This is a genomic window from Pseudomonas sp. R151218B TE3479, from assembly GCF_053629195.1.
In genome coordinates this window covers 2,708,938-2,734,614 of record NZ_JBRJHV010000001.1, presented here as the reverse complement: position 1 = coordinate 2,734,614, position 25,677 = coordinate 2,708,938, and the positions used below count along the sequence as shown (strand labels likewise).

At 60.3% G+C, this 25,677-nt stretch carries 17 protein-coding genes; 1 reads left to right on the top strand and 16 read right to left on the bottom strand.

Features of this window, described 5'->3' with window-relative positions; translation table 11 throughout:
• Positions 1 to 7 precede the first annotated feature (7 nt).
• The 16 genes from AB7M32_RS12220 to AB7M32_RS12145 form a co-directional block, all read right to left on the bottom strand.
• The gene (locus AB7M32_RS12220) at positions 8 to 1,909 is read right to left on the bottom strand and encodes an N-acetylneuraminate synthase family protein (RefSeq protein WP_454250039.1); all 1,902 of its coding nucleotides are present in this window, start codon (positions 1,907 to 1,909) and stop codon (positions 8 to 10) included.
• The gene (locus AB7M32_RS12215) at positions 1,906 to 3,273 is read right to left on the bottom strand and encodes a GHMP family kinase ATP-binding protein (RefSeq protein WP_454250038.1); all 1,368 of its coding nucleotides are present in this window, start codon (positions 3,271 to 3,273) and stop codon (positions 1,906 to 1,908) included. Before AB7M32_RS12215 ends, AB7M32_RS12220 begins: the two co-directional genes overlap by 4 nt.
• On the bottom strand, positions 3,270 to 3,965 hold the full coding sequence (locus tag AB7M32_RS12210; RefSeq protein ID WP_454250037.1) for a sugar phosphate nucleotidyltransferase: 696 nt from the start codon (positions 3,963 to 3,965) through the stop codon (positions 3,270 to 3,272). Before AB7M32_RS12210 ends, AB7M32_RS12215 begins: the two co-directional genes overlap by 4 nt.
• Positions 3,965 to 5,284: a lipopolysaccharide biosynthesis protein RfbH gene (gene rfbH, locus AB7M32_RS12205; RefSeq protein ID WP_454250036.1), complete on the bottom strand. Its 1,320-nt coding sequence runs from the start codon at positions 5,282 to 5,284 to the stop codon at positions 3,965 to 3,967. The genes AB7M32_RS12210 and rfbH overlap by 1 nt, the downstream gene beginning before the upstream one ends.
• Complete coding sequence (gene rfbG / locus AB7M32_RS12200; RefSeq protein WP_454250035.1) at positions 5,277 to 6,350, bottom strand: CDP-glucose 4,6-dehydratase; 1,074 nt, start codon at positions 6,348 to 6,350, stop codon at positions 5,277 to 5,279. Before rfbG ends, rfbH begins: the two co-directional genes overlap by 8 nt.
• Complete coding sequence (rfbF, locus tag AB7M32_RS12195) at positions 6,332 to 7,102, bottom strand: glucose-1-phosphate cytidylyltransferase (protein ID WP_176688427.1); 771 nt, start codon at positions 7,100 to 7,102, stop codon at positions 6,332 to 6,334. The genes rfbG and rfbF overlap by 19 nt, the downstream gene beginning before the upstream one ends.
• Before the next feature lie 408 nt (positions 7,103 to 7,510).
• Positions 7,511 to 10,432 (bottom strand): glycosyltransferase family 2 protein, encoded by a 2,922-nt coding sequence (locus AB7M32_RS12190; RefSeq protein WP_454250034.1) that lies wholly within the window; start codon positions 10,430 to 10,432, stop codon positions 7,511 to 7,513.
• Between the two features lie 115 nt (positions 10,433 to 10,547).
• Positions 10,548 to 14,126, bottom strand: a complete 3,579-nt coding sequence (locus AB7M32_RS12185) for a glycosyltransferase (RefSeq protein ID WP_454250033.1) — start codon at positions 14,124 to 14,126, stop codon at positions 10,548 to 10,550.
• Positions 14,127 to 14,235: 109 nt separating this feature from the next.
• Positions 14,236 to 15,801, bottom strand: coding sequence for a flagellar hook-associated protein 3 (locus tag AB7M32_RS12180; RefSeq protein ID WP_454250032.1), 1,566 nt, complete (start codon positions 15,799 to 15,801; stop codon positions 14,236 to 14,238).
• A 13-nt stretch (positions 15,802 to 15,814) separates the two neighbouring features.
• Positions 15,815 to 17,881 (bottom strand): flagellar hook-associated protein FlgK, encoded by a 2,067-nt coding sequence (gene flgK / locus AB7M32_RS12175; RefSeq protein WP_454250031.1) that lies wholly within the window; start codon positions 17,879 to 17,881, stop codon positions 15,815 to 15,817.
• 10 nt (positions 17,882 to 17,891) lie between these two features.
• Complete coding sequence (flgJ, locus tag AB7M32_RS12170) at positions 17,892 to 19,193, bottom strand: flagellar assembly peptidoglycan hydrolase FlgJ (protein WP_454252127.1); 1,302 nt, start codon at positions 19,191 to 19,193, stop codon at positions 17,892 to 17,894.
• Positions 19,194 to 19,207: 14 nt separating this feature from the next.
• On the bottom strand, positions 19,208 to 20,278 hold the full coding sequence (locus tag AB7M32_RS12165) for a flagellar basal body P-ring protein FlgI (protein ID WP_162488974.1): 1,071 nt from the start codon (positions 20,276 to 20,278) through the stop codon (positions 19,208 to 19,210).
• A gap of 45 nt (positions 20,279 to 20,323) precedes the next feature.
• A complete protein-coding gene (gene flgH / locus AB7M32_RS12160) occupies positions 20,324 to 21,019 on the bottom strand; it encodes a flagellar basal body L-ring protein FlgH (protein ID WP_454250030.1) in 696 nt (231 codons plus the stop codon).
• 70 nt (positions 21,020 to 21,089) lie between these two features.
• Positions 21,090 to 21,875, bottom strand: coding sequence for a flagellar basal-body rod protein FlgG (gene flgG / locus AB7M32_RS12155; protein WP_057448533.1), 786 nt, complete (start codon positions 21,873 to 21,875; stop codon positions 21,090 to 21,092).
• 49 nt (positions 21,876 to 21,924) lie between these two features.
• Complete coding sequence (locus AB7M32_RS12150; protein WP_060738660.1) at positions 21,925 to 22,662, bottom strand: flagellar basal body rod protein FlgF; 738 nt, start codon at positions 22,660 to 22,662, stop codon at positions 21,925 to 21,927.
• 337 nt (positions 22,663 to 22,999) lie between these two features.
• Complete coding sequence (locus tag AB7M32_RS12145) at positions 23,000 to 24,559, bottom strand: sigma-54-dependent transcriptional regulator (protein ID WP_454250029.1); 1,560 nt, start codon at positions 24,557 to 24,559, stop codon at positions 23,000 to 23,002.
• Between the two features lie 319 nt (positions 24,560 to 24,878).
• Between AB7M32_RS12145 and phhA the strand changes: the two genes are divergently transcribed.
• Positions 24,879 to 25,664, top strand: coding sequence for a phenylalanine 4-monooxygenase (gene phhA, locus AB7M32_RS12140; RefSeq protein WP_454250028.1), 786 nt, complete (start codon positions 24,879 to 24,881; stop codon positions 25,662 to 25,664).
• Positions 25,665 to 25,677 lie beyond the last annotated feature (13 nt).

Genomic DNA, 25,677 nt, shown 5'->3' with positions numbered 1-25,677 from the left:
GCTCGGCTCAATTCAATTTGTTCAGGAACTCAAGTGCCGACCAGAATCCGGCACCATGATCCTTGTGGCCTTGCCACACTTCGGGAATGAAACTCACCTGTGGATAATCCTTGAGCTGCGCCCAAGTGGCCGGCCAGTCCACGTCCCCGGTACCCATCAGGACACCTTCGCCGTTACTGCCCTTGGCATCCGCCACATGCAGGTGCGCCGAATGCGGCAGCAACAGGGCCAATGCTGCCTGGAAGTCCAGGCCGAAATGGAAGCAGGCCATTTGCAGATGCGAGAGATCCAGGCACAGGCGCATGTTCATGGCCTTGGCCTGCTCGGCCAGCTCCTGCGGCATCATGAAAATGTTCTGATGACGCTGCCCGCCGAAGTGCCAGGGGAACGGCGCCATGTTCTGCGGGATCAGCTCGGTACGACCAAAATCGATCTGGGCGCAGGACTCGCGAAAGCGTCGATACAGCTCGGCCCGATGACTGACCGGGAAAGGTTCGTCAGCCGAGAATCCACCGATATTCGCCACGATCAGCAGCGAATCGGCGTTGGGGAAAAACTCGGCAATCTGCAAAGTCGCATCCACCACCCGTTGCAGGTTGGCAATGGAGCGCTGACGGTAATCCAGGTCATCGGCCACCAGGTCCAACAGTTCGCTGTTTTCGAACAACTCGGGCGCATGGACCACCAGGCGCGAGCACTCCACGGTACGCAGGTACGCGTGCGGCGCTACGCTGAGGTCACGGTAGGACAAATGGAATTCGAACAGATCGGGTTTGATCCACTGATCGTATTGCAGGAAGTCGTGATAACGAACCGGCACGCCCCACAGAATCGGCATGGTGTATTCGCGGCGAATCACTTGCTGGGCGACCAGATCGCTGTCGAACAGGAAATCGCCTTGGGCAATAGCCCGTCCGGCTTGCTTGCCCAGCAGATCGGCCAATCGATACGGCGGCAGGCCCTGGCCCGGACTGGCGACGCGCAACATGTCCTGGGTGAACGTTTCGCCAGGCTCGATGGCGCGGGTCGCGATCACGCTTTTGCCGAGGTTTTCGCGGTTGAGCAATTCGCCCTGGCTGGCGTGGCGCCCTGGCCCGGTCCACGGCAGAGCCTTCTCGACCTGGCGGATGCCTTCGACCAATTGACGGAATTCTTCCGGTTCCAGGCTTGCGAGATGGTCCGGGCCTTCCATGCCGCGATCAAGGGTGATGTGGCGCTCGATCAGCTTGGCGCCCAGCGCAACGGCGGCGATGCTGATGGCAGTGCCACGTTCGTGACCGGAGTAACCGATCAGGCCGTGCAGCTCACGAAGGCGCGCCAGGTAACCGAGCTGGATATCGGTTTCCGGCGCCGGGTAGGTGCTGTTGCAATGCAGCAATGCGAACGGTACGCCCAACCCATTCAATTGCTCGATGGCGCGCTCGATCTCGTGCTCCAGCGACATTCCGGTCGACAGGATCAAAGGCTTGCCCAGGGACGCGGCCTTGGCAATCAGGTAAGGGTTGCAAAGGTCGGCGGAGGCGATTTTCAGCGCTGGCACATCGAAACCGGCCAGCATGTCCACGCTCGGCTCGTCCCAAGGGGTGCAGATATAACTGATACCCTTTTGTGCGCAGTAGTCGCGGATCAGCCGATGCTCATCCACGCTCAGTTCGACTTTATCCAACAGGTCTTGAATATATTCCACGCCCAAGTCTTCAGCGCGCGAGCCATCGGCCTTGCGCCGGTACAGGGCTTCGCGGTTGCGCAGTTGGAACTTAACGCAGTCGGCGCCCGCGTCGATGGAGGCGTCCACCAGTCGCCGGGCCAGCTCCACCGAGCCGTTATGGTTGTTGCCTACTTCCGCGATGACAAAAGTGTGGTCCTCACCAATGGTGATCCCATCGATGGTGAATATCTGTTTGCTCATTGAATTTTGGTCCGCCAGGAAGTGACACCGCTGGATTCAAAGCGGAAATCGGTGGTTCGGCAGCCAAGCGCTCTGACCTTTTCGGTCACGGCTTGACGGTGCTGGGGTTGTACGAAAAACAGGAAGAAGCCACCGCCACCGGCACCGAGCAACTTGCCGCCCAGGGCGCCCGCGTTAAGGGCGCACTCATAAATCTGGTCGAGCACTCCGTCGCTCACGGCTTGGGAAAACTGTTTCTTGAGCATCCAGCCGTCGTGCAGGCAGCGCCCGAAATCATGCAACTCGCCCCGGATCAAGTGGTGGTGCATGCGGCGGCACAGCGACACGCTTTCTGTCAGCAGCAGGCTTTGCTCGCCCTTGCTGCTCATTTCTTCGCGTTGCTGGACGTGGAGCTTGCCGGAGTCATGGGAGATACGGGTATCGCAGAGCACCAGACACTCTTCCAACTCATTGCAAATCGAATCCTCAAGCCGGATAGGGTGCACCAGGTTACGGCCTTCCTTGAACTCGATCAGATTGAAACCACCGAACGCCGAAGCGTACTGGTCCTGCCAGCCACCAGCGATGCCAAAGCACAGGCGCTCAGCCTGGAACGCCAGTTCCGCGACCTCATAGGTGCTCCAGCGATCGCGGCGCAGTTCATTGAACGCGGCAATGACCGCCGTGGCGACCGCTGACGAGCCACCCAACCCAGAGCCCACGGGAAAATCGGAACGCATATACAGATCCAGCCCGTAGTTGGGCTGGATGACCGAAACGATGGTCGCCAGCAGCCCCTTGTCGGCATGGTCCATGAGGTGGTCCAAGGACTCATAGGACTCGCGTGTGCCCAGGTCTTCGGAGAAAATCCGGATCACATTGTCGGTACGCGGGATCAATGTCGCGTGGGAGTACAGCCCGACCGTGCAACTGAGTACAGCGGCCGGGTTTTCCACGAAGTAATAGGTCAGGTCCGAACCACCGCCACTGAAGCTCATGCGCACCGGCGCCCTTGCCCGAGCCAGCACCGGCACTTCCTGGTTGGCCGCCAGCCGTGCGGGCGTGACGACATCCACCAGGCAGCCGGACTCGTCCACGACCGGAATGGCGTTGTAGCTCAGGTCGAAGATCTTGAGCATTTCCTCGCGCGACGCACCCACTTTTACCGAACGGTAAGCGGTGTTCATGCACTCGGTGACCGGCACGTTCGTCGCCCCGCCCTGGAGCAGGTAACGACGCAAGTCGCCGTTGGTCAACACGCCTTCCAGGTGCCACTGTTCATTGACCACAAAGACGATTTGCAAATCGCCCGTCTCGATGCACTCAACGGCATCGAGAATGGTCTGGTTCAGGTAGACCGTTTGTGTTCTGGCCAATTGATTCATGAGTTGACGGCCTCCTTGAACCCCGACTTGAATGCGCTCAAGGCGTCAGGCGTTCCAATATCGATAAAGGGCCCGGTATAGGCACAGACCTTGAGTGACTGGCGGCGGATAAGCATCGGCAGGATGTCTTGCTCCATCGAGCAGGCGTGGACGGTGCATGCCTGCAGGGAATTGGCGGCGAAGGCATAGACGCCAGCATTGACTCGGCCTGGTCCGCGCAGTCCCTTTTCGTTGAGCGCCAGCAATCGCAGATCCTCGGAGCAGTCCAGGCTGCCGTAGCGGGAACGATCCTCAACCTGCACCCCCACCAGCACGTCGCCGGTGGCGGCCATGGCCAATCGATAGGCCTCGCGGTCGAGCCAGGTATCGGCGTTGAGTACCAGGAAGCGACCTTCGGGTGGCATTTGATGCAAGGCGTGCAGGATCGCGCCACCGGTGCCCATGGGTTGTTTTTCCACCACAATCTGCAGGTCCAGCCCCGTTTCGGCCATCAGCGACGGCAGCAGCTCGGCCAATTGATCGGCCCGATAATGTGCGCACAAAACCGCCTGCGTGATGCCCGCCTGTTTGAGCTCGGCCAGCACCAGCGCCAGGAATGGCCGGCCGTGAATATCCACGACAGCTTTTTGCGAGCCTTGAAGCACGGCACTCAGGCGAGTACCGAAACCTCCACAGAGGACATAGGCACGCATCAGCGATCCAGCCCGAAAAAGTGTTCCAGGCAACGTGCCGCGTGGGCCAGGTGCTCTTCACCCAGGCCCGGCCAGACACCGATCCAGAAGGTGTCGTTCATGATCTTGTCGGTTACCGTCAACTCGCCACTGATGCGGAAGTTGCGGCCTAGCATGTAGGGTTGACGCACCAGGTTGCCGGCGAACAGCAAGCGCGTGCCAACGTTCTGGCTATCCAGGTAACGCAGCAGTTCGACACGCTGGATGCCGCAGCCGTCGCGCAGGGTCACGGGGAAACCGAACCACGACGGGTCGCTGTCCGCGGTCGCCTCGGGCAGGATGAGGAAATCGGCGCAATTAGCCAGGCGCTCGCTGAGCCAGCGGAAGTTGCGCTTGCGCGCAACCGTGAAGTCTTCCACACGGTCCATCTGCGCCAGTGCACAGGCAGCCTGCATGTCAGTAATCTTCAGGTTATAACCCAGGTGCGAATAGGTGTACTTGTGGTCATAACCCTCCGGCAGTTCGCCCATCTGCTTGCAAAAGCGTTGCTTGCAGGTGTTGTCCTGGCCAGGCTCGCAGTAGCAATCGCGGCCCCAGTCGCGAAAGGACTCCATGATGCGCTTGAGCAGCGGGCTGTCAGTGAACACCGCCCCGCCCTCGCCCATGGTGATGTGGTGCGCCGGGTAAAAGCTCAAGGTCCCGATATCGCCGAACGTGCCGACCATCTGGCCCTTGTAGGTCGAGCCCAGTGCATCGCAGCAGTCTTCGATCAGCCACAGTTTGTATTTGTCGCACAGCGCCCGCACGACCCCCAGGTCATAAGGGTTGCCCAAGGTGTGCGCCAGCATGATGGCCTTGGTCTTCGGCCCGATAGCCGCTTCGATCTTGGCCGGGTCGATGTTGTAGGTGCCCATCTGGACGTCGACGAACACCGGCACGGCACCGAACTGCAGGATTGGATTGACGGTGGTCGGAAAGCCGGCGGCAACACCGATCACTTCATCGCCGGGCTTGATCGCGCGATCGCCCAGGCGTGGGGAGGTCAAGGCAGAAAATGCCAGCAGGTTGGCCGACGACCCCGAATTGGTGGTCAGCACACAGCGACGCCCCAAGTACTTGCCCAGGCGTTTTTCGAAGGCCTCATTGAACCGTCCGGTGGTCAACCAACCGTCCAGCACCGCCTCCGTCATCGATTGCAACTCAGCGGCACCGATTACCTTGCCAGCCGGTGGTACGCTGCTCTGGCCGGCAACGAATACCTGTGGAGCAAGCGCCGACTGCGCGTAGCGCCCCACCAGCTCGACAATTTGTTGGCGCAACTGCGTAGTAGTTTCACTCATGGGTATCGCCTTGGTAATCCGCGATCTGGTTGCGGGTAAAGTTGTGCATGTCCTGACCGCTCTGCCAGGCCAGGTGCCAGGCCAGCGTACGTTCAAGGCTGGTTGCCAGCGACCAGCGCGGCCTCCAGCCAAGCTCTTCGCGTGCCTTATTGGAATCGAGTGCCAGTAAACCGGCCTCGTGGGGTTGCGCTTGGAGATCCACCGACCAGCGCACCGGCACCGGCCATTGCTCGGCAAGCAGGCCAACGATGGTTTCCACCGAAGCGACGTTGCCGCTCTCAGGCCCGAAGTTCCAAGCGCCGGCGTGACGTTCGCCCTCCTCCACCAGCGCCCGGGCCAACATCAGGTAACCCATCAACGGCTCGAGCGCGTGTTGCCATGGACGGGTCGCCTGGGGATAACGCAGGACCACTTCTTCGTTGTTTTGCCAGGCGCGAAAAATATCCGGCACTAGGCGCTCCGGCGACCAGTCGCCGCCACCGATGACATTGCCCGCCCGAGCGGTCGCCAGTGCCACGCCAGACTCGTTCAGGAACGATTGGCGGTAAGAAGCGCAGAGCAACTCGACACAGGCCTTGCTGTTGCTATAGGGATCGAACCCGCCCAGGGCGTCATACTCGCGATAAGGCAAGACCCACTCGCGGTTCTCGTAGCACTTATCGGTCGTCACCACGACCACCGCCTGCACGCCCGGGCAGTGGCGAACGGCTTCGAGCAGATTGACGGTCCCCATGACGTTGGTGGCATAGGTCTGGACAGGGTTGCGATAGGCCTCGCGAACCAACGGCTGTGCGGCCAAGTGCAGGACCACGTCCGGCTGGAATGCCTGGAGCGCCGACGACAACGCCGCACCATTGCAAATGTCCGCCAGATCCCCGGGAACCAGGCTCTCCAACCCCGCGACAGACCATAAGGCTGGCGTGGTGTCGACCGGCAAGGCAAAGCCACGGACCTCGGCCCCCAACTGACGCAACCATAACGCCAGCCAGCCGCCCTTGAAGCCCGTGTGGCCAGTCAGGAAAACCTTTTTACCTGCCCAGAATGCGTTCACGACCAGAGCTTCCATTCGGCTTGACCGCTACTCCAACGCTCTTCGAGCAATACACGGTCTCGCAACGTGTCCATCGGCTGCCAGAAGCCATGGTGCAAGTGGCTCATCAATTGACCTTGCCGGGCCAGGTTGCGCATCGGCTCGTATTCCCAGGTCGTCGTGTCATCTTCAATGCCATCGAGCGCAGCGGGCTCCAGCACAAAAAAGCCACCGTTGATCCAACCGCCATCGCCTTGAGGTTTTTCCTGGAACCCCCTGACGCACGCGCCTTCGAGTTCCATCGCGCCAAAGCGACCCGGTGGCTGGACGCTCGTGACCGTCGCCAGCTTGCCGTGCTGTTGATGGAACGCCACCAGCTCACGAATGTTGACGTTCGACACACCATCGCCATAGGTAAGGCAGAACGTTTCGTCGCCCAGGTAGTTGCGCACGCGCTTGAGTCGCCCGCCGGTGCCGGTGACTTCGCCCGTGTCCACCAGGGTCACGCGCCACGGCTCGGCCTTGCCCTGATGGATATGCATGCTGTTTTCAGCCAGGTCGAATGTGACATCCGACATGTGCAGGAAGTAGTTGGCGAAATACTCTTTGATGACGTAGCCCTTGTAGCCCAGGCAGACCACGAAGTCGTTGATGCCGTAATGAGAGTAGATTTTCATGATGTGCCAGATGATGGGTTTGCCACCAATTTCAATCATCGGCTTGGGCTTGAGATGCGACTCCTCACTGATACGAGTGCCCAATCCTCCAGCCAGAATTACTGCCTTCATATATCTCTCTCAAAAGGTGAACCGCATCAGCGTCAAAGACGCTCGGACTACTCACAAGAGACGCCAATTATTCGGCGTCCCCATCGGTAATACAGGCGCTGATACCTAGAAAGCAATTATGGTGCCACTGGCTGGAAGCCCGTATTTACTGGGCCTTGAAGAAAAAACGGCGCTTGCTCTGGAAAGAGAAAGCGCCGTTTTTTTGGGCTTCGTTTCGCTAGGATTTCAGGATTGGCTGACGTGTACAGGGAAGGAAATAAGCGCGGCCGGTGCGTCCGCAGGGGGGAAAGTGTGGGGGCGAGCCTGCTCGCGATGACGGCAACATAGTGACCCTCTCCATAAGCTGAACCACCGCCATCGCAAGCGGACTTGCTCGCGATGGCGGTGGTTCAGCCATAGCCAGGGCTCTTACACGCCCGTCCGGCCAATGAGCTTCGACCACGGCACCGATACCACCGGCCCAAGGGTAAAGCCCGGACCGGTCGTCGCCAAGTTGGCGTTGTAGTTCGGATCATGGGACAGCGCATCCTGCCATTTTCCGACCAGGGCCTGGCGGGCTTCGTCCGAAGACGACAGGATGCCCGGATTTACGACCTGAACGTACGGCGTCCACACCGTGAGGTAACCGGCCTGTGCGATTCGCAGGCACAGATCCACGTCACCCAGCCCCTCGGCGAACAAGGCATCATCCACGCCATCGGCCGCCTGGAACAACTGCGCGGAGACCATCAGGCAAGCAAAGGACACCGCGGAGCAATCCTGCTCGGCCACCAGGCGGTTCATGTAGCCCCGCGCATCCGCAGCCTCACCGACGAACGCCGAGCCCACCACACCGTTGAACCCGAGCATCAGGCCCGCCTGGGTCGTTCGCCCCTGACGGTCGATCAATCTGGCGCCGACCACGCCGACTTCCGGACGTTGGGCCTGGTTGAGCAGGAGTTCGATCCAGTTGACGTTCACCACTTCGCTGTCCACCGCCAGAGTGAGCAGATACTCACCCTTGGCCTGCTGGCTGGCCTGGTTGATCACGACCGCCGTGGCAAGTCCCGGCTCGACATCGATGAACCGTACGCGACTGGCCTGATGGCCCTGGCTGCGGAGCCAGTCCTTCAATGCTGCGCCGTGGACTGGATGTTCGGCCACCAGCAGTTCGAAGCGCTGGTAGCGGGTACGTTGCAGCACATTGACGATGCATCGCTGCAGGGTTACCAGGTCGCCGTCGCCATGCAGAATGATCGACACCAGCGGCCGTTCGATAAAGCGGTAGTCGATCTTGTAGACTCCCGGCACCGCCGAACTGACGTCAGCCTTGTAGCCACGCGCCACGAGGTGGCGAAGCAGGGCCTTGCGCTCGTCGGCGTTGTCGCCGTCCGGCTGCGCCTTGCAAATCAGCAGCGGCTCGTCCAGATGCGCCAGGCCGCCCATGCCGTCCTGTTCGATCAACCGCAGGAGCAATTCGAACTCCAAGGCGTCCTTGAAATCGCGCGAATAACCACCGGCCTGCACCAGCACCTCACGACGCACCAACCAGTGCCGCGCCATCAACGACGGTACGCTCAACAACAGATCGAGATTGAAGCCGGGACGGAACACATCGCTCAGGGTTTCATCGGGCTGGCGTTGGAATTCATCCATGGCCACCGCTCGGCATTGCGGTGCGTCGAGCAGTTCCAGGCTGGCGTGCAACAGACCGGATGGCGTCAGCTCATCTCCCGCCTCGGCCAGGACCACCCAGTCGCAATCGCTCTGACTGACGACCTGGTTGATCCGATCCACATAGTTGCTTTCGTTGACCTTGACGAAATGCAGGGTGTTCTGGAGGGTGGTTTCGGCCGGCAGGTCACCGGTCGTGAACACAATGATCTTGAACGCCCTGCAAGCCCCGTTGATCACACTGTCGAAAGTTGTCTGCAAGCGGGTGAAATCCGCCTCCAGGTCCAGCAGCAGGATGCCGAACGTCGGTCCACCCTGATGGCGAGCCAGGTATCGGGTGATGTCCTTGACCTGGTCCGCGCTCGGCTCACGCCCATCCAACCAGCGTAGCAACTGACCGGACCGCATGGTTTCGAAAAGACTGGCATGATCCTGCACCATGACGTCCTGGAGACGCTGCGCCCATTCCTTCAACTTCAGGCTCACTGCTTCGGCGCCGCCTTCTTCGAGGATGGCGGCCAACTGTTGCACCACATCGAGGTTGAAAGCGTTGAGCTCGAAAGCCTTGAGCAAGCGTTCGTTAAGCGGTTCGGCGCCGGTGTTGCGCTGTGGTCGCGCCAGTTCTTTTTGTTTGAGCAGCACCGCCTCCAACCCTTGCAGTTGCACGCGTCCGGCAGGCATCGCATGCATCAGAAACTCGAGCCTGGACAGGCATTCGAAAAACGGCTGGTTATAGAACGGCAGTTCGACAAACTGCGTAGGCTCGAAACGGCAGACCGGCCCTTCCAACTGCGAAAGCCAGCCCGACTCGAACAGCTTGGCCCGAGCGAAAGCTGCGCGCTGATTCAAATAATCGCCAATCCCCACCAGGCTTTCGACAGCCTGCGATGAGTCGTCCTGGCCCATCTCGAAAATCGAACCCAGCGTCGCCACAAGGCGCTCACGAATTGCCGCAGTGTTCGCATCGCGATAGCTCAGCACGGCCGCCAGTTGGCCGGCTTCAAGAGTCGATGGGATTTGCAGCGCGTGCACCGCGTAAGGAGTCGGCAGGATACGCACCTTCGCTGCCGTCATTAACGCACAACCATGGCCAAGTTCTTGCCAAGCCTGGTCGAGATCCATAGGCAATACAGCGTACCAACGCCGCACGATCTCGGTCCGAGCGACAGCATTGATCAACGACGGGCAATGGCTGGCATATGTCGCCAAGCGCTCCACGGCACAAGACTCGGCAAAATCCTCGACGCCCTTGCGGTCAAGGCGATAGTAATCGACACGGGCGGCGTGGGCCTCGAAGGTCAACGCATAACCTTGGCATGCCGAATAATCGCTGTGGGCAGCCAGGAATTCCAACGACTGATCAAGCGCTTCGGGCAGCAGGAAGGCATCGACATCGACTATGGCCAGGTAAGGCGTCGCAACGAACTCCAGCCCCTGACGCAGCTTGCTGGCGAAGTGACCAGTGTCGGGCCTATGCACATAACGCACGCCGGTCAACGTCGCCACACTGTCGGCATCCGGTTCGGTAGACGAATCGAGGACAAGCAAAGCACACGGGTAAGCCGCGTAGTAACGCAATGCCCTGCGCAAGGCTTCAGGTTGCTCATGGGCCAAAAGCACTAAGGTGAAACGCTCGTTCAACGGAGCGGATGAATCATTGGCAATACTGCGTTGCATATGAATTCCTATAACGAGCACGTCGCCTGATCGGCGGCATCATGTTCATGGCGTCCCGGTCGAAGTCCGGTCCTCGTTCTGTCGGTCAGACTAGGTCCTGCACGGTCACTGTCAATCAATCCGGCAACCAGCCATCGGCCCAGTAGCGCAGGTTATCGCCACGCAGCATGAAGTCGCGCAGCACCACTTCACGTAGCTGATCCCCCATTTGATAACTGGCCTGCGGGTCTGACAGGTGCATGCGAATCGCCTCCAGCCACTCCTGCGTGCTGTTGGTCTTCACCCGAGTACAGGGTAGATGACCGCGATAGGCTTCGGTTTCAGTACAAATGACCGGATAACCGCAAGCACCGTATTCCAGCAACCTGAGGTTGCTTTTACAGTCATTGAAAATATGAAGTTCCAGCGGTGCCAAGGCCAGGTCCAGGTTCAGGCTCGCCAGCCTGGCCGGGTACGAAGAGAGCGCGACGCCAGCATGGTATTCATGCACATAGGGCCTGAGCGAATCCGGACACATGCCAAAAAAGACCCATTCGACTTCATCCGCCAGCTCGCGCACCACCTCGGCGATGACCTCCAGGTCACCCCGGTGGCTGGTGCCGCCGCCCCAACCGACCCGAGGCTTGATCGAGGTGCGGCGCTGACTTGAGATTCGGTTCCACAGATGCGGCGCCAGCATGTTCGGCACCACACGAATATCGTGATGCAGGTTCGACAGCGCGTCAGCCAGAGGAAACGTCGAAACCACTACCCGATCGCACAAGGCGATACCGCGTTCCAACAGATCCTGGATATTGTCCGGCATGTTGCGGGTGTGATCATTCTTTACGGGGATCCGCGCAACATAATCATCGAGTTCGTATATGCGCATGGCATTCGAATAGGTCTTCACCTGGACGAGGTCGTTGAACTTACTGGTGTTGTAGCGCCCTTGGAACACAATCACATCTGGCGCTTCGCGCTCGACTTCGATGATCGACGGCATTTCATAGGACACCCGTCCGAAAATCCGTCCAGCGTTATGCAACTCAATCAGCGGCTGGCTGATGCGATAGTGGCCGATGGCTGAACTGTTGAGGGCCAAGCCCAGGATCGACGGCAGCGGCTGGCTGCATAAGGGGTTCCATCCAGTGCGCTGGCCCGGTGCCAGGCTGAAGCTGTTACCGGTCAGGCTAAGGTTACGGTTGTAGGCCGGGTCATTGGCGATCTTTGGTAACCAGCGCTGATAAAACGACTCTTGCTCCTGCTCCAGGCGCCGCTTCCAGGATGCCTCGCGGGCAAACCCGGCGGAAGGCTTCAGGATCACGTTCGCATAGGGGGTCGTAACCACCAGATAACCTTGCTTGCCAATTTCCAGGCACAGTTCAAGGGCATTGATGCCTGGCGTGTCAATGGCAGGCGACAAGCCTCCAACGCTATCGAACACGGCCCTGCGCACCAGCAGGCAATGACCACTCACCGCGCTCCAGTTCTGCACGACCTGCAAGCGCTGCATGTAACCGCCGGTGGTGGGTTGCTCGTTGGCAAACGGCCGACCGGCCAAGCCATCGAGCCCGAGCACCAGACCGGTGTCGATCACCTGACCCTGCAAATTCAGGGTTCGCGGGCCAACGATGGCCACTTCAGGGCGCTGGGCATGGTTCAATAATTCGTCCAACCAGGCCGCGTCGTGAATCACACAAAATGGGCTGAGCAACAGCAGGTAATCACCGCGAGCCTGGCCAGCGGCAAAGTTCTTCACCTGCGCTTCGTTGCTCTGTCCGGCGACCGCCACTATTCGCAGCTTGTCACTGCCCAACTCGGCCATGGCCGCCAGCCAGTTGCGCATTTCATCGGTTTCGCTGCCATTGTCGACAATGATGACTTCGTAATGTCCATAGTCGGTAGTGGTCAACAAACTGTTGATGCAGCTTTCCAGCGCCGCCAGTTGATCCTTGACACTGATGATGATCGAGACCAACGGACGCTCGGGGTGCAGATACTCGATCCGCGGAATCAACGGTAATGGCCCCGGATGCAGCAGATGCTCCACACCGATACGTTGCAAATGGGTCATCAGCAACCTGGGACTCTGCTCGATCACCTGTGGCAGCGAAAGCCACTGGGCGAAGGCCAGGGTCGACTCCACCTGGATCTCCGCCAAGTGCTCGATGGTCTGCGGGCCGTCGGTTTCCACCAGGCGCCAGATCAGATCATGGGGCGCCAGCTCGCCCAGGTCCGTGTCAAAGCCACCCAGTTCCAGCACGCGCTGGCGCGAGAAGGCCAAGGCCCTGCCCACATAAGGATAGGCGCGCATCAGGTCGAGATTGAAATCAGGCTTGAAGATCGGTTCCAACGATTTACCGTCCTCCAGTGCGCCCTCGTCGCTGTAGACACAGGCAATGCCGGGCATCGCGTTGATCCGTTCGGCCAGCACCAGCAATGCCGACTCTCTCAACCGATCCCCGGCGCGCAGCAGATAGAACCAATGGCCCCCCTCCAGGCGAGGCAACAGCTCATTGAGCGCACGCAACCAGTCGGGTTGCAGCGCCACACGCATCACATTGCCTTCGATCGCGCCTCGGCCATTGGAAAACAGCACCACCGGTTCGCTGGTATAGATCTGCGAGGCAATGCTCTCCAGCGTCAGTGCCACCGCCTCGGTGTCTGCGCCAAAGTCGAACACCACCGGCACAATACCCGGACGTTGAGCCCAGAGTTCGACCTGTCGCAGGATCACCCGTTGACGCGGTTTTTCGAACCGCCGGTAGTCCAGCCACTGCCGGTAAACTTCGTCGTAGCTCTCGGCATCGGTGCCGACCTGATACGCCACAATGGCCTGCCGACTGGCCATCAACGAATACAGGTTCAGCTCTTCCCACTCATGGGGCTGGTTCGGCTTGACCTGATCCAGGTTCAGATAACGCACCCAACCCGAAGCCGGTGCCGGCTCGCCACTGCGCTGGGCCAGCATTTGGGCCAGCCATGTCCATTCGATAATCGAGGCATCGACGGTGTCGGGACGGTGAGACAATCTTTGCGGGTACAACCGCTCAAGGCTGCCAAGGCTGCACAACTCCACCAGGTTGCCGCGTCGCAACAGGCAAATGAACAACGCCATATCAAGCAACGCGACAAACCCTTGGCCAACCTGGGCCAGAGCGGGCAGCAAGGCCACGATGTCGGCCCGACGCATCAAGGCACCAGTGAAACCACCGAAGATATTACGCGGCGTGGCCTCGACGGACGCCAACAGGTCTTCGCCCTTGTACAAGCCTTCGAACAAGGCGATGCCGACGTTCTCCAGGCGAATCGGCAGTACATAACCGTCAGCATCGATAAAGTGCCGCTTGCTGATGACCAACTGAACGTCGTCATGCGCTGCGAGGACCTGTGCCTGTTGACTCACGCAGGACTGGAGCAACTTATCGTCATCACACAGGAACTTGATGAACTCACCGCCCGCCTCTTCCAGGCAGCGCAACATGTTCTGCTGGAAACCCAGCCGCTGCGGGTTACGCAGGTAGCGCACGGTAATATCCGAGTGATCACGCAATGAGTCGACGATCTGGCGGATGTCGTCACCAGGGCAGTCATCGCACACGATGACTTCCAGGTTTTCGTAATCCTGATCCAGGGCACTCTTGAGCGCCTCGCGGAAAAAGCGAGGGTTGAACGCGGGGACGACGATGCTGACAAGAGGAGTAGGTTTCACGCGAAAGACTCTCGGCTGGCCGGTGCCGCCTCTCACAAGAGCCGACCTCCTGAGCCGTAAAAAAACGGAGGCTGGGGGCTACCTCATTTCGACATAACCCCCAAACCCATCAGATCTTGTTGAACAGGCCCAACTGGGTGATCTTGCTGAACGCCAGTTGCGAAGCTTGCAGCATGGTCTGCTGCAGCGTCAGACGAGTCATCACCTCAGCCGGGTCCGAGTCACGAATCGCCGACTGGGTCTGCGTATTGGCCAGGACAAAGCTCTGGTTGGTATCGCTCTGGGTCTCGAGCGACTGGCCGCGCCCGCCGACTGAACTCAACGCGCTGGTCAATTGATCAGTGCCACTGGCCAGGTTACTGATACCCGAAGCCACCGCAGCATTCAGCTTCTGGCCAGCGATGGCATCGCCATCGACCGGGGTGTTCAACGCTGTCCGCAACTGACTCACCGTGTCCAGAATGTTCTGCGTCTCGTGAGTATTAACCGAAATACTGAATTGATCATTGGCGGCCGGGGCACCATTGAGCGTGAAACTCACACCGGATGCGGTCGCGACATTACCCGCCAAGGTGCCGCTGGACACCGGCTTGCTATCAGCGTTCAAGGGCGCTGCGTACAGGTCGAAATCCGTGGCACTGGTGAACTTCAACACCGCCGCTCCCGTCGGGAAACTGGCGTGGTAGGCCACCGGATCGGTGATTTCGCTACCGATGATCTGAGTCGCGGTGGTGTTGCCCGGGCTGCGGGCCGGGGTGAACGTATCGGGCTTGGCAGCCAGGGTAAAGGTATGGCCAGGCAACACCGTGCCTGCGGCGTCACCGGCTTTCAGGTTGACGTTCAAGGTCAGGTCGACGCCGCGAAAACTCACATTCTGCCCGGCTTGGCTGCTGGGGTCGATGACACCGCCCCTGCTGGCTTCGGCGGTCACATCGTTACCACCCGAATCGGTGATTTTCAACTGGGTGCCGCTGACGAATTCCACCGTGTATGGCTCGCCACTGCGGAACTGACTGTTGTAGGTCACGCTGGACGACACTTGGCCGTTGCTCAACACGACGCGACCATCATCCACCGCCGGCGCGGTCATGGTGACCTGGCTGCGACTGGTGTTGACAGCCTGTTGGAACACTTCCCAGCCGGTGCTGTTGGTGGCCATCGACATGGTGTCGCCGATCGGCAGGTCAAGCGTGGTCTGGTCACCGTTGTAGCTATAGGTGCCATCGCTGTTGCGGGTGAAAGGTACGACGTCGCCCTTGGAGCCGGCAAAGATGTATTTGCCGTTTTCATCCTTGGTGTTCATCAGGCTCAGCAATTGATCTTCGATCGACCCCAACTCCGAAGCAACCGCTTTACGGTCGTCATCGGTATAACCGGCGTTACCGGCGCTCACGGCCAGTTCCTTGGCACGCTGCAACACGTTGCCGATGCTGGTCATCACCGCTTCGGTGGTGCCCAGGGTCGCCTTGATGGTGGTGACGTTGGCTTCATATTGGGAAAGCATCGAAGCCTGGGTGCCCAGTTGCAGCAGGCGTGAAGCACCCACCGGATCATCAGCAGCGGTGTTCACGCGCACCAGGCTGCTGGCTTCCTCGCTGGTCTTGACCACCTTGGCGAAGTTTTTCTGGTAGTTCGCAGCCGTGCTTTCGTAGAACTGAGAGGTAGAAATGCGCATGGGCTACGGCTCCTTAAAGACTGTTGATCAATGTGCTGAAGATTTGCTGCGCCGCCTTGATGATCTGCGAAGACGCGGTGTAGTACTGCTGGAACTTGACCAGGTTGCCGGTTTCTTCATCCAGGTCCACGCCCGACAGCGAATCGCGGGCGGTCTTGGCGTTGTCCAGGATCGCGCCAGTGGCGGCGCTGTCGAGCTTGCCCTGGGCGGCCTTGGCGCCGACGCCTTCCACCAGCTTGCCGTAGGCATCGTTCAGGGAAATACCTTTACTACTGGAGCCGGTGTCGACGGTCTTGGCAGTCTGCAAGCCGGCCAGGGCAGTGCCGTTACGGTTGTCCAGGCTGCCGGCCTGGCTGAGGCTGACATTGATCGAGGCGCCGTTGGATGGAGCACCGGCAATGGACATGTCAAACGTGACGGTGCGTTGTACCGGCGGCACGGACGAATCCATGATCGGGTTGCCACTGGCGTCCTTGAGCGGAACACTCAGGCTCAAGGTGTTGCTTTCGCCGGGCTTGATCGTGCCATTGCTGATCTGGACACCTTTGGCATCGAGCAATTGATAAGCCTGGCTGGTGCCATCGGCGGACGTCGCGCCGAACACCACCTTGACCGGCATGGAATTCTTGATGCCGTTCTGGATGATGGTCGTGGTGGCTGAGTCGTAGATATCCAGCTTGGTGGTCATGCTCGGCTGACCGCTGGCCGGGATGGTCAGCGTGCCGCTACCCCCTGGCACGATGGCGGCGCCCAACGGCGCGGCAATCGCCAGCCGTTTGGAGTCGGTCATCTCGGTCTTGATGTTGCCCGCCGCGTTGCGGGTAGGCGTGAGCTTGAACGAGTCGCCGGCGGCGGCGGTGCCGTTGGCGAACGTCATCGAAAAACCGTCGATCACCGGCGGTGGCGTGGTCGCGGTGTTGAACGCGCCCATCGAGGTGCCGTCTGGCAGGCGCTGGACGGTGTAGTCCGTGCCGCTGGTGAACGTCACCTTGTAGTCGTTGGTGGTCAGCTTGCCGGAGTCTTTGATGGCGATGTTGAAGTTGCCGGAGCCGGCGCTGTTGTTCAACGACGCAACGCTGCGCTGGCTGATCTGCGTGGCGCTGTTGATGTTAGTGAACAAGTTGGAGCCGAAGGCCCCGTTCATGTCGATGCCCGAGGCCTGGATGCTGTTCATCTGGTCGGCGACCACCAGGGCCACGCGCCCCAGCTCGTTCATGGCCGGGTCGAGCACGGTACTGCGGTAGCGCATCAGGCCACCGATCTCGCCGCCGGTGAGCACCGACGTCAGGTCCATGGAGCTGGAACCGCTGTTGAGCTGGATGCCCATGCGCCCCGGATCGTTCTTGTCCGGCACCGCTTCCAGGGTATTGACGATGTTGCCCATGACCAGCGGTTGGCCGGAGCCCAGATAGATGTCCAGGCTGCTGCCGTTCTCGACAACCTGTGTGCCGGTGAAGGTCGACAGTTGGCGAATGGTTTCGCTGCGAGCATCGAGCAGGTCGTTGGGGGCGCCGCCGGCGTTGGAGACTTCGGCGATTTTCTTGTTCAACTGCGCAACGGTGACCGCCAGGTTATTGACCTGGTCGACCATGTTCGACAGGTTGCCATTGATATTCTGGCTCTGCTCCGTCAACTGGTTGGAAATCGAATTGAAACGGTTGCTCAAGGCCTGGGCATCGCTGAGCAGCAACTGCCGGGATGCATCGTCACCCGGCTTGGCGTTGACGTTCTGCACCGAAGCGAAAAACTTGGTCAGCGCGCCGTTGAGGCCAGTGCCGCTGTCCGACAGCAGGGAGTCAAGCGGGGTGATCTGCCCCTGGTAGGCCGCCGCATCGCTGTTGAGCGAGGTGGTGGTTTTCAGTTGCGCTTCAAGATACGAGTTATACACCCGGCGCACATCAGCCAGGGTCGTGCCGGAACCAATGAACACGTTGCCGTACTGGTTCGACGCCTTGGTGGTCTGCACGGTCTGCTGACGCGAATACCCAGCGGTATCGACGTTGGCGATGTTGTTACCCGTGGTCACCAGTGCGGTCTGGCTTGCGGACAGACCCGACATCCCGATATTGAGCAAACTCATGGTTCAGACCTTATAAAGTCGTGGTGGCACCAGCCGACGCGTAGTTTTGGTAACTCGTCATCTGCCGGGCTATGTTCGAAATCTTATTGGCGTAGTTCGGGTCGGTGGCGTAACCGGCCTTCTGCAACTCGCGTACAAACTGTTCGGGGTTATCGGCCGACTTCAGCACATCTTGATAGCGACTGTTGCTTTGCAGCAGGTTGACCAAGTCATGGAAACTGTCGCGGTACGAGGCATAGGAGCGGAACTCGGCCGTCTCCTTGACCATCGCGCCATTGCGGAATTCGCTGGTGATCGCCCGTGCCGAATCGCCCTTCCAGTTGGCGCTGGCCTTGATGCCGAACAGGTTATGACTGCTGCTGCCATCGGGCTGGCGCATCACCGACTTGCCCCAACCGGTTTCCAAGGCGGCCTGGGCCACCAGGTAGCGTGGATCGACACCGATGCGGTCGGCGGCTTCCTTGGCCATTGGCAGCATGGCGTTGACGAATTCATCCGCATCGCGGAAGGCCTTGCGCGCCGGTGCCAGCGGTGGCTGGGCCACGGCACGACCATAGACCTGCATGTCCCCTTTCGGCTCGGCAGCCTTGAGCGCGGCCAGCCAGTCACCGTTAGCCAGTTCGCCGGTGGCCGGCTTGACGGCGGCGATGGCGCGATCCGGCAGCAGGTTCTGCGCAGGGACATCGGCATTGGCCGAAGCCGAAGGCACCAGCCCGGCGAGCAAGCGGTCGGCCAGTTTCGGCGGCAGGGCCAGGCGACGCTGGTTGAGCAGCTCCATGTCGTTGCGGTGCACGCCCTCGGCCCCTTGCGGCGCGCTCACGGCCCGCGAAGCCCAGAGCGGACGCTGGCCGTTGCTGCGCGATAAAGGTCCGTCGGGCAGTGTCCCGGCGGCCACTGGCGTGGGTACCGGTGCCTTGGCGACCTTTTCCAGCGCCTCCTGCTGCTTGGCGGCCGACAACGTGGCGGCTTCGCCGGAAGCCAGCGGTTTGTTCTTGGACATCTGGCGCAACAGCACATCGGCCAGACCGATACCACCGCCTTCGCGGGACATGGAAACGGCCAACTGCTGGTCGTACATTTCCTGATATTGCTTGGCTTCCGGCGTGTTCATCGGGTTGTCCTTGCCCAAGGCCTCGGTGGCCGAACGCATGGACTTGAGCATTTCACCGAGGAACAGCGATTCGAATTCCTGCGCCACTTTACGCAGGTTGCCGTCGCTGTTCTTGTCGCCGACCTTGAGCTGGTTCAGGCGATTCAAGTCCGAGTAGGAACCTGAATCGCCGCTGATCAAGGCGCCTTTGCGCATATCCACCATGGCCGCGGTCCTTAAATCACGATCAGGTCGGCTTGCAACGCGCCGGCCTGCTTCAAGGCTTCAAGAATGGCCATCAAGTCGCCCGGCGCCGCGCCGACCTGGTTCACTGCCCGGACGATTTCATCCAGGGTCGTGCCCGGGCCGAACTTGAACATCGGCTTGGCTTCCTGCTCGGCATTGACCCGCGAACGCGGGACCACGGCGGTCTGACCGTTGGACAATGGCCCCGGCTGGCTGACGATCGGGTCTTCGGTGATGGTCACGGTCAGGCTGCCGTGGGTCACGGCGGCCGGGGAAACCTTGACGTTCTGGCCGATGACGATGGTGCCGGTGCGCGAATTGATGATGACCTTCGCCACCGCCTGGCCCGGATCGACCTCGAGGTTCTCCAGGATCGACAGATAGTCGACCCGTTGGCTCGGATCCAGCGGCGCGGTGACACGGATCGAGCCGCCGTCGATGGCCTGGGCCACGCCTGGGCCGAGCATGTCGTTGATCTTGTCGACGATGCGCTTGGCGGTGGTGAAGTCGGAACGGTTGAGGTTCAGCGTCAGGCTGTTGCCCTGGTTGAAACCGCTCGGCACCGCACGTTCCACCGACGCACCACCGGGGATGCGACCGGCCGACGGAACGTTGACGGTGATCTTCGAACCGTCGCGCCCCTCGGCATCGAAACCGCCTACCACCAGGTTGCCCTGGGCGATGGCGTAGACGTTGCCGTCGATACCCTTGAGCGGCGTCAGCAGCAACGTTCCGCCACGCAGGCTCTTGGAGTTACCGATGGACGAAACGGTGATATCCACTTGTTGACCGGGCTTGGCGAACGCCGGCAGATCGGCACTGACCGACACCGCCGCAACGTTCTTCAACTGCACATTGCCAGAGCCGGCCGGCACCTTGATGCCGAACTGCGACAGCATGTTGTTGAAGGTCTGCAGGGTGAATGGGGTCTGGGTGGTCTGGTCGCCAGTGCCGTTCAGGCCCACGACCAGGCCGTAGCCGATCAACTGGTTGGAACGCACACCGGAAATGCTGGCGATGTCCTTCAAACGCTCGGCCTGAGCGGTAAAGGCTGCGGACATCACCAGGGCACCGATCAACAGCTGCTTAAGATTCAACTGGGCCACCTAGAAAGGGAACTTCGGGCTGAGGAAGAAACGGTCGAACCAGCCTGGCTGACTCGCATCGGCAAAGGCACCGGTGCCCGAATAGGTGATGCGCGCATCGGCCACACGGGTGGACGAAACGGTGTTGTCAGTGGCGATGTCGTCGGCGCGAACCATGCCGGCGATGCGCACCAGTTCGTCACCGGTGTTGAGGGTCAGCCACTTCTCGCCGCGCACAACAATGATGCCGTTAGGCAACACATCGGCGACGGTCACGGTAATCGAGCCGGTCAGGCTGTTGCTCTGGCCGGACTTGCTGTCGCCCTTGCTGGCCCGGTCGGAACCGTAACCGGCGTTGAGGCTCAGGTCACCGCCGCCGATCGGGTTGTTGGTGGTCAGGCTGGAGCCGAACAACGAGGTCAGGCCGACGCTGGTCTCGCTGGTCTTGTCGATCTGCGAGTTGGCGTTCTTGCTGGCCTGCGTCCGCTCGTTCAGGGTGATGGTGATGATGTCACCGACCCGGAAGGCCTTGCGGTCGCTGTAGAGGTTCTGCTCGAAGCCGGCCTGGTAGATCGAGCCATTGTTGGCGGCAGCCGGCAACGGCGTGCGTGGCAACACCGGAGCGTAATACGGGTCATTGGGCCTGGGTGTCGGCGCGACACAGCCCGCGAGTGCGGTGATGCCACTCAGTGCCAGAACAGATACGAAGCGTTTCATGACCCTACCTCTTGGTGTTGCAGGCGACCCTGGGGCCGCCCTGTCTACGTAATGACGGGCGTTGTGACGATTACAGATTCTGCGTAACGAACGAGAGCATCTGGTCGGCGGTGGAGATCACCTTGGAGTTCATCTCGTAGGCACGCTGGGTGGTGATCATGTTGACCATCTCCTCGACGGTGCTCACGTTGGAGGTTTCCAGGGTGTTCTGCAGCGTGGTACCGAAACCGTTCAGGCCCGGGGTGCCGACTTGCGGCGCGCCGCTGGCGGCGGTCTCCATGAACAGGTTGTTGCCCACCGCTTGCAGGCCGGCCGGGTTGATGAAGTCAGCGGTCTGCAGGTTGCCGATCACCTGTGAGGCTGGGTTGCCCGCAATGGTGATGGACACGGTGCCGTCGCGGCCCACGGTGAAGGTCTGGGCATCGTTCGGAATGATGATCGCCGGCTCCAGGGCGAAACCACTGGCGTTGACGATCTGGCCATTGGAGTCGAGGTGGAACGTACCGTCACGGGTGTAGGAAGTGGTGCCGTCCGGCTGCAGGATCTGGAAGAAACCGCGACCGTCGATGGCCATGTCCAGCGGCTGCTCGGTGGTCTGCAGGCTGCCGGCGTTGAAGTTTTTCTGGGTGCCGACAATGCGTACACCGGTACCCACTTGCAGGCCCGACGGCAGTTCGCTGTCCTGGGTCGACTGGGCGCCAGGCTGGCGTTTTACCTGATAGAGCAGGTCCTGGAACTCGGCGCGATCACGTTTGAAACCCGTGGTCGAGACGTTCGCCAGGTTGTTGGAAATAGTAGAAAGGTTGGTGTCCTGGGCGGACAGACCTGTTTTGGCAACCCAAAGAGCCGGAAGCATTCGATTCTCCTCGTACGCCTGTTTTTCGGCGCAGCGCTGTAATTAATGATTAGATCTGCAAGACCCGAGCCATGGCTTCATCGCCTTCTTTGGCGGTGTTCATCATCTTGACGTGGAGCTCGAACTGCTTGGCCAGGGCCAGCACCGAAGTCATTTCATCCACGGCGTTGACGTTGCTCGCCTCCTGGAAACCCGACACCAACTGCACGTTGGCATCGATGGGCGCCGGCTGGCCGTCCTTGGTACGGATCGAACCGTCCAGGCCCTTGGTCATGTTCTTGAGGTCCGGGTTGACCAGCTTGATGCGGTCGACTTCAGCCATCACCCGCGGGCCTTCACCCATGGCGCGAATGCTGATGGTGCCGTCCTGGCCGATTTCGATTTTCTGCTCCGGCGGCACGGCGATCGGACCACCGTTACCCATCACCGGCATGCCGTTGCCGGCTCGCAGCACGCCCAAGGCGTCGACATTGAGGCTGCCGGTGCGCACGTAGCTTTCACCGCCGTCGGGGTTCTGCACAGCCATCCAGCCCGGCCCGCTCACCGCGACGTCGAGGTCACGACCGGTTTCCACCAGCGCGCCCGGAGTGAAGTCAGTAGCGGGACGCTCCGACAGGGCAAAGGCCCGCGCCGGAAAGCTGTCGCCGAACACCGGCATCGAGCGCGCCTGCTCCAGGTCTTTCTGAAAGCCATTGGTGGAGATGTTCGCCAGGTTGTTGGCATGGGCCCGCTGCGCCAGTGCGTTCTGGCTGGCGCCGGTCATTGCCACATAAAGGTACTTGTCCACTGTCGTTCCTCTGCATGCCGGACGTTTGCCGCCCACTGCTGTGTTGCACAGCCTTAAGCAATTTGCAGACCAACTTTTTTCTGGCGCCCCGCGCCCCGGCAAACAAGGGGTTTAGGATTGTGGAAGGGACTTTTGAAATGTATCGAAGACGAAAAACCGGCGGTGTCGTGCCGGTTGGTGGCAATGCTTGTCCTTCGATAACGGCCACTGCCGCCATCGCGAGCAAGCTCGCTTCCACAAGGTTATCTGGATGCCCACAAATCCAGTGAACACTGAAGATTCATGTGGGAGCGAGCTTGCTCGCGATGAGGTCCGTAAAAACGCAACAGATAAATAGCTATGACTCGGTTTTACCCACCTCATACTCCCGCAGTTTATTGGCAATGGTGGTATGGGAGACCCCCAACCGCTTGCCCAATTGCCGGCTGCTGGGATGATCGGTGTACAAGCGCTCCAGCACAGCTTTCTCGAAGCGTCCGACGATGTCGTCCAGCCCCCCCTCAAGGGAAAAATCGCCAAGGGGCTGACGCACACCGTAGTCCGGCAGACGGATATGCTCGGCCTTCACCTTCCCGCCGTCGCACAGGGAAACGGCCTGGAACAGCACGTTTTCCAGCTGTCGGACGTTGCCCGGCCAATGGTAGTGACTGAGGCGATCCATCGCCGCCGGGGCCAGCTTGGGCAGTGCACAACCGATCTGGCGGCTGGCCTGGTCGAGGAAATGTTCCACCAGCGGTTCCAGGCCATCGAGGCATTCGCGCAGGGGGGGAATGTGCAGGGAAAGCACGTTCAAGCGGTGGTACAAATCCTGACGGAATTCGCCCCGTGAACAGAGTTCGGACAAGTCGACCTGTGTCGCGCAGATCACCCTGACGTCCAGGTACACCTCTTCATCGCTGCCGACTCGGCGGAAGCAACCGTCCTGCAGGAAGCGCAGCAATTTCACTTGCAGGCGCGGGCTCATCTCCCCGACCCCGTCGAGGAACAGCGTTCCCCCCGCGGTCAGTTCCAGCAGGCCGAGCTTGCCTTCGGCCCGGGCGCCTTCGAAGGCCCCCGGCCCGTAGCCGAACAGTTCGGTCTCGGCCATGGACTCCGGCAGCCCGGCGCAGTTGAGCGCCATCAATGGCGATTGCCCGCGGGGGCTCGCCAGGTGACAAGCGCGCGCCAGCAACTCCTTGCCAGTGCCGGTTTCGCCCTCTATCAAGAGCGGCGCGTCCAGCGGGGCCATGCGCCGGGCCTCACGGACCACCGCCGCCATCACTTTCGAACTCTGGAAAATACTGTCGAATCCGCGCAACTCCTGCTTGCGCACGTTATAGATCCGCTCCCCCACTCGGTCGGCCCGGTGCAGTGTCAGTACCGCACCGGCCATGGCTTCGCTGTCGTCGTGTTCCGATTGCAGTGGCGCGATGTCCGCCAGGAACACATCGCCCTTGACCTTGACCCGCAGGCCATTGATGCGCGACTGGTTGGCGCGCACCAGTTCCGGCAAGTCGAAATCTTCTGCGTAACGGGACAGCGGAATGCCCGGCACCTCGTCGACACGCACCCCGAGCAACTGCGCCGCCGCCCGGTTGGCCGCGACGATGGAGCCCCCCATATCGATGGACAGCACCGGAAACTCCAAGGCGCCGAGCAAGGCGTTGAGTTCCATGTGCCGACGCTCGCTGGGCATCAGTCCTACGCGCTTGACGCCAAATACCCCGGCGATGCCTTCGAATTTCGGACGCAATGCCTGGAACTGGATGTTGATCAGGTTTGGGCAGTGCAGGTAGATCGCGTTGCCATGCTCACCACCGACCTCCCCTCGGGCGACGTTGATGCCGTACTCCACCAACAAGTTGAGGATGTCTCGCAGGATGCCGATGCGGTTCTGGCAGTGGACTTTGATGCGCATGGATAGGCCCGGGTGCGTATGAGATAGAAAGGCGCGCCATTCAAGCCCCGCGTGGCGAGGCCCACAAAGGTTTCTGCGTGGCAGCGCAAATAGTCGTCAAGATTATGTGACAGTTGTAGGCCGATTCCCACTGGGAAATCCCGAGAACATCATAGTCCGGCTCAATTCGTAACGAAAACTTTACAAATTTGACTTTCTTTCTCCTGACCCACCTTTGTCAGCGTGCTGCACATGCCGCTGCTTCGCGTTATCTCTATTGCATCGCTGGACATAACAACAAACACATCATCCCCCTGAGGGAAATCAGCAGGAGAGCAGCATGAAGCAGACGCAGTACGTGGCTCGCGAGCCCGATGCGCAAGGTTTTATCCACTACACCGCTGAAGAACACGCGGTGTGGAACACGCTGATCACCCGCCAGCTGAAAGTCATCGAAGGCCGTGCGTGCCAGGAATACCTGAATGGCATCGACAAGCTGGGCCTGCCCCACGACCGTATCCCGCAACTGGACGAAATCAACAAGGTGCTGGGCGAGACCACAGGCTGGCAAGTCGCCCGGGTGCCGGCGCTGATTCCCTTCCAGACCTTCTTCGAATTGCTCGCCAGCAAGCAGTTTCCTGTGGCGACCTTTATTCGCACCCGGGAGGAATTGGATTACCTGCAGGAGCCGGACATTTTCCACGAGATCTTCGGCCACTGCCCGCTGCTGACCAACCCTTGGTTTGCTGAATTTACACACACATACGGCAAACTCGGCCTACAAGCGTCCAAGGAAGAACGGGTTTACCTGGCGCGCCTGTACTGGATGACCATCGAGTTCGGCTTGGTGCAGACCCCGCAGGGCCGACGCATCTATGGCGGCGGCATCCTGTCTTCACCCAAGGAAACCGTGTACTGCCTGTCGGACGAGCCAGAACATCAGGCCTTCGATCCGCTGGAAGCCATGCGCACGCCATATCGCATCGACATCCTGCAGCCGGTGTATTTCGTGCTGCCCGAACTCAAGCGTCTGTTCGACCTGGCTCACGAAGACATCATGGGCATGGTCAAGCGCGGCCGGGAGCTGGGCTTGCATGCCCCGAAATTCCCACCAAAAGCGGCGTGAACCGCCTCTTTTA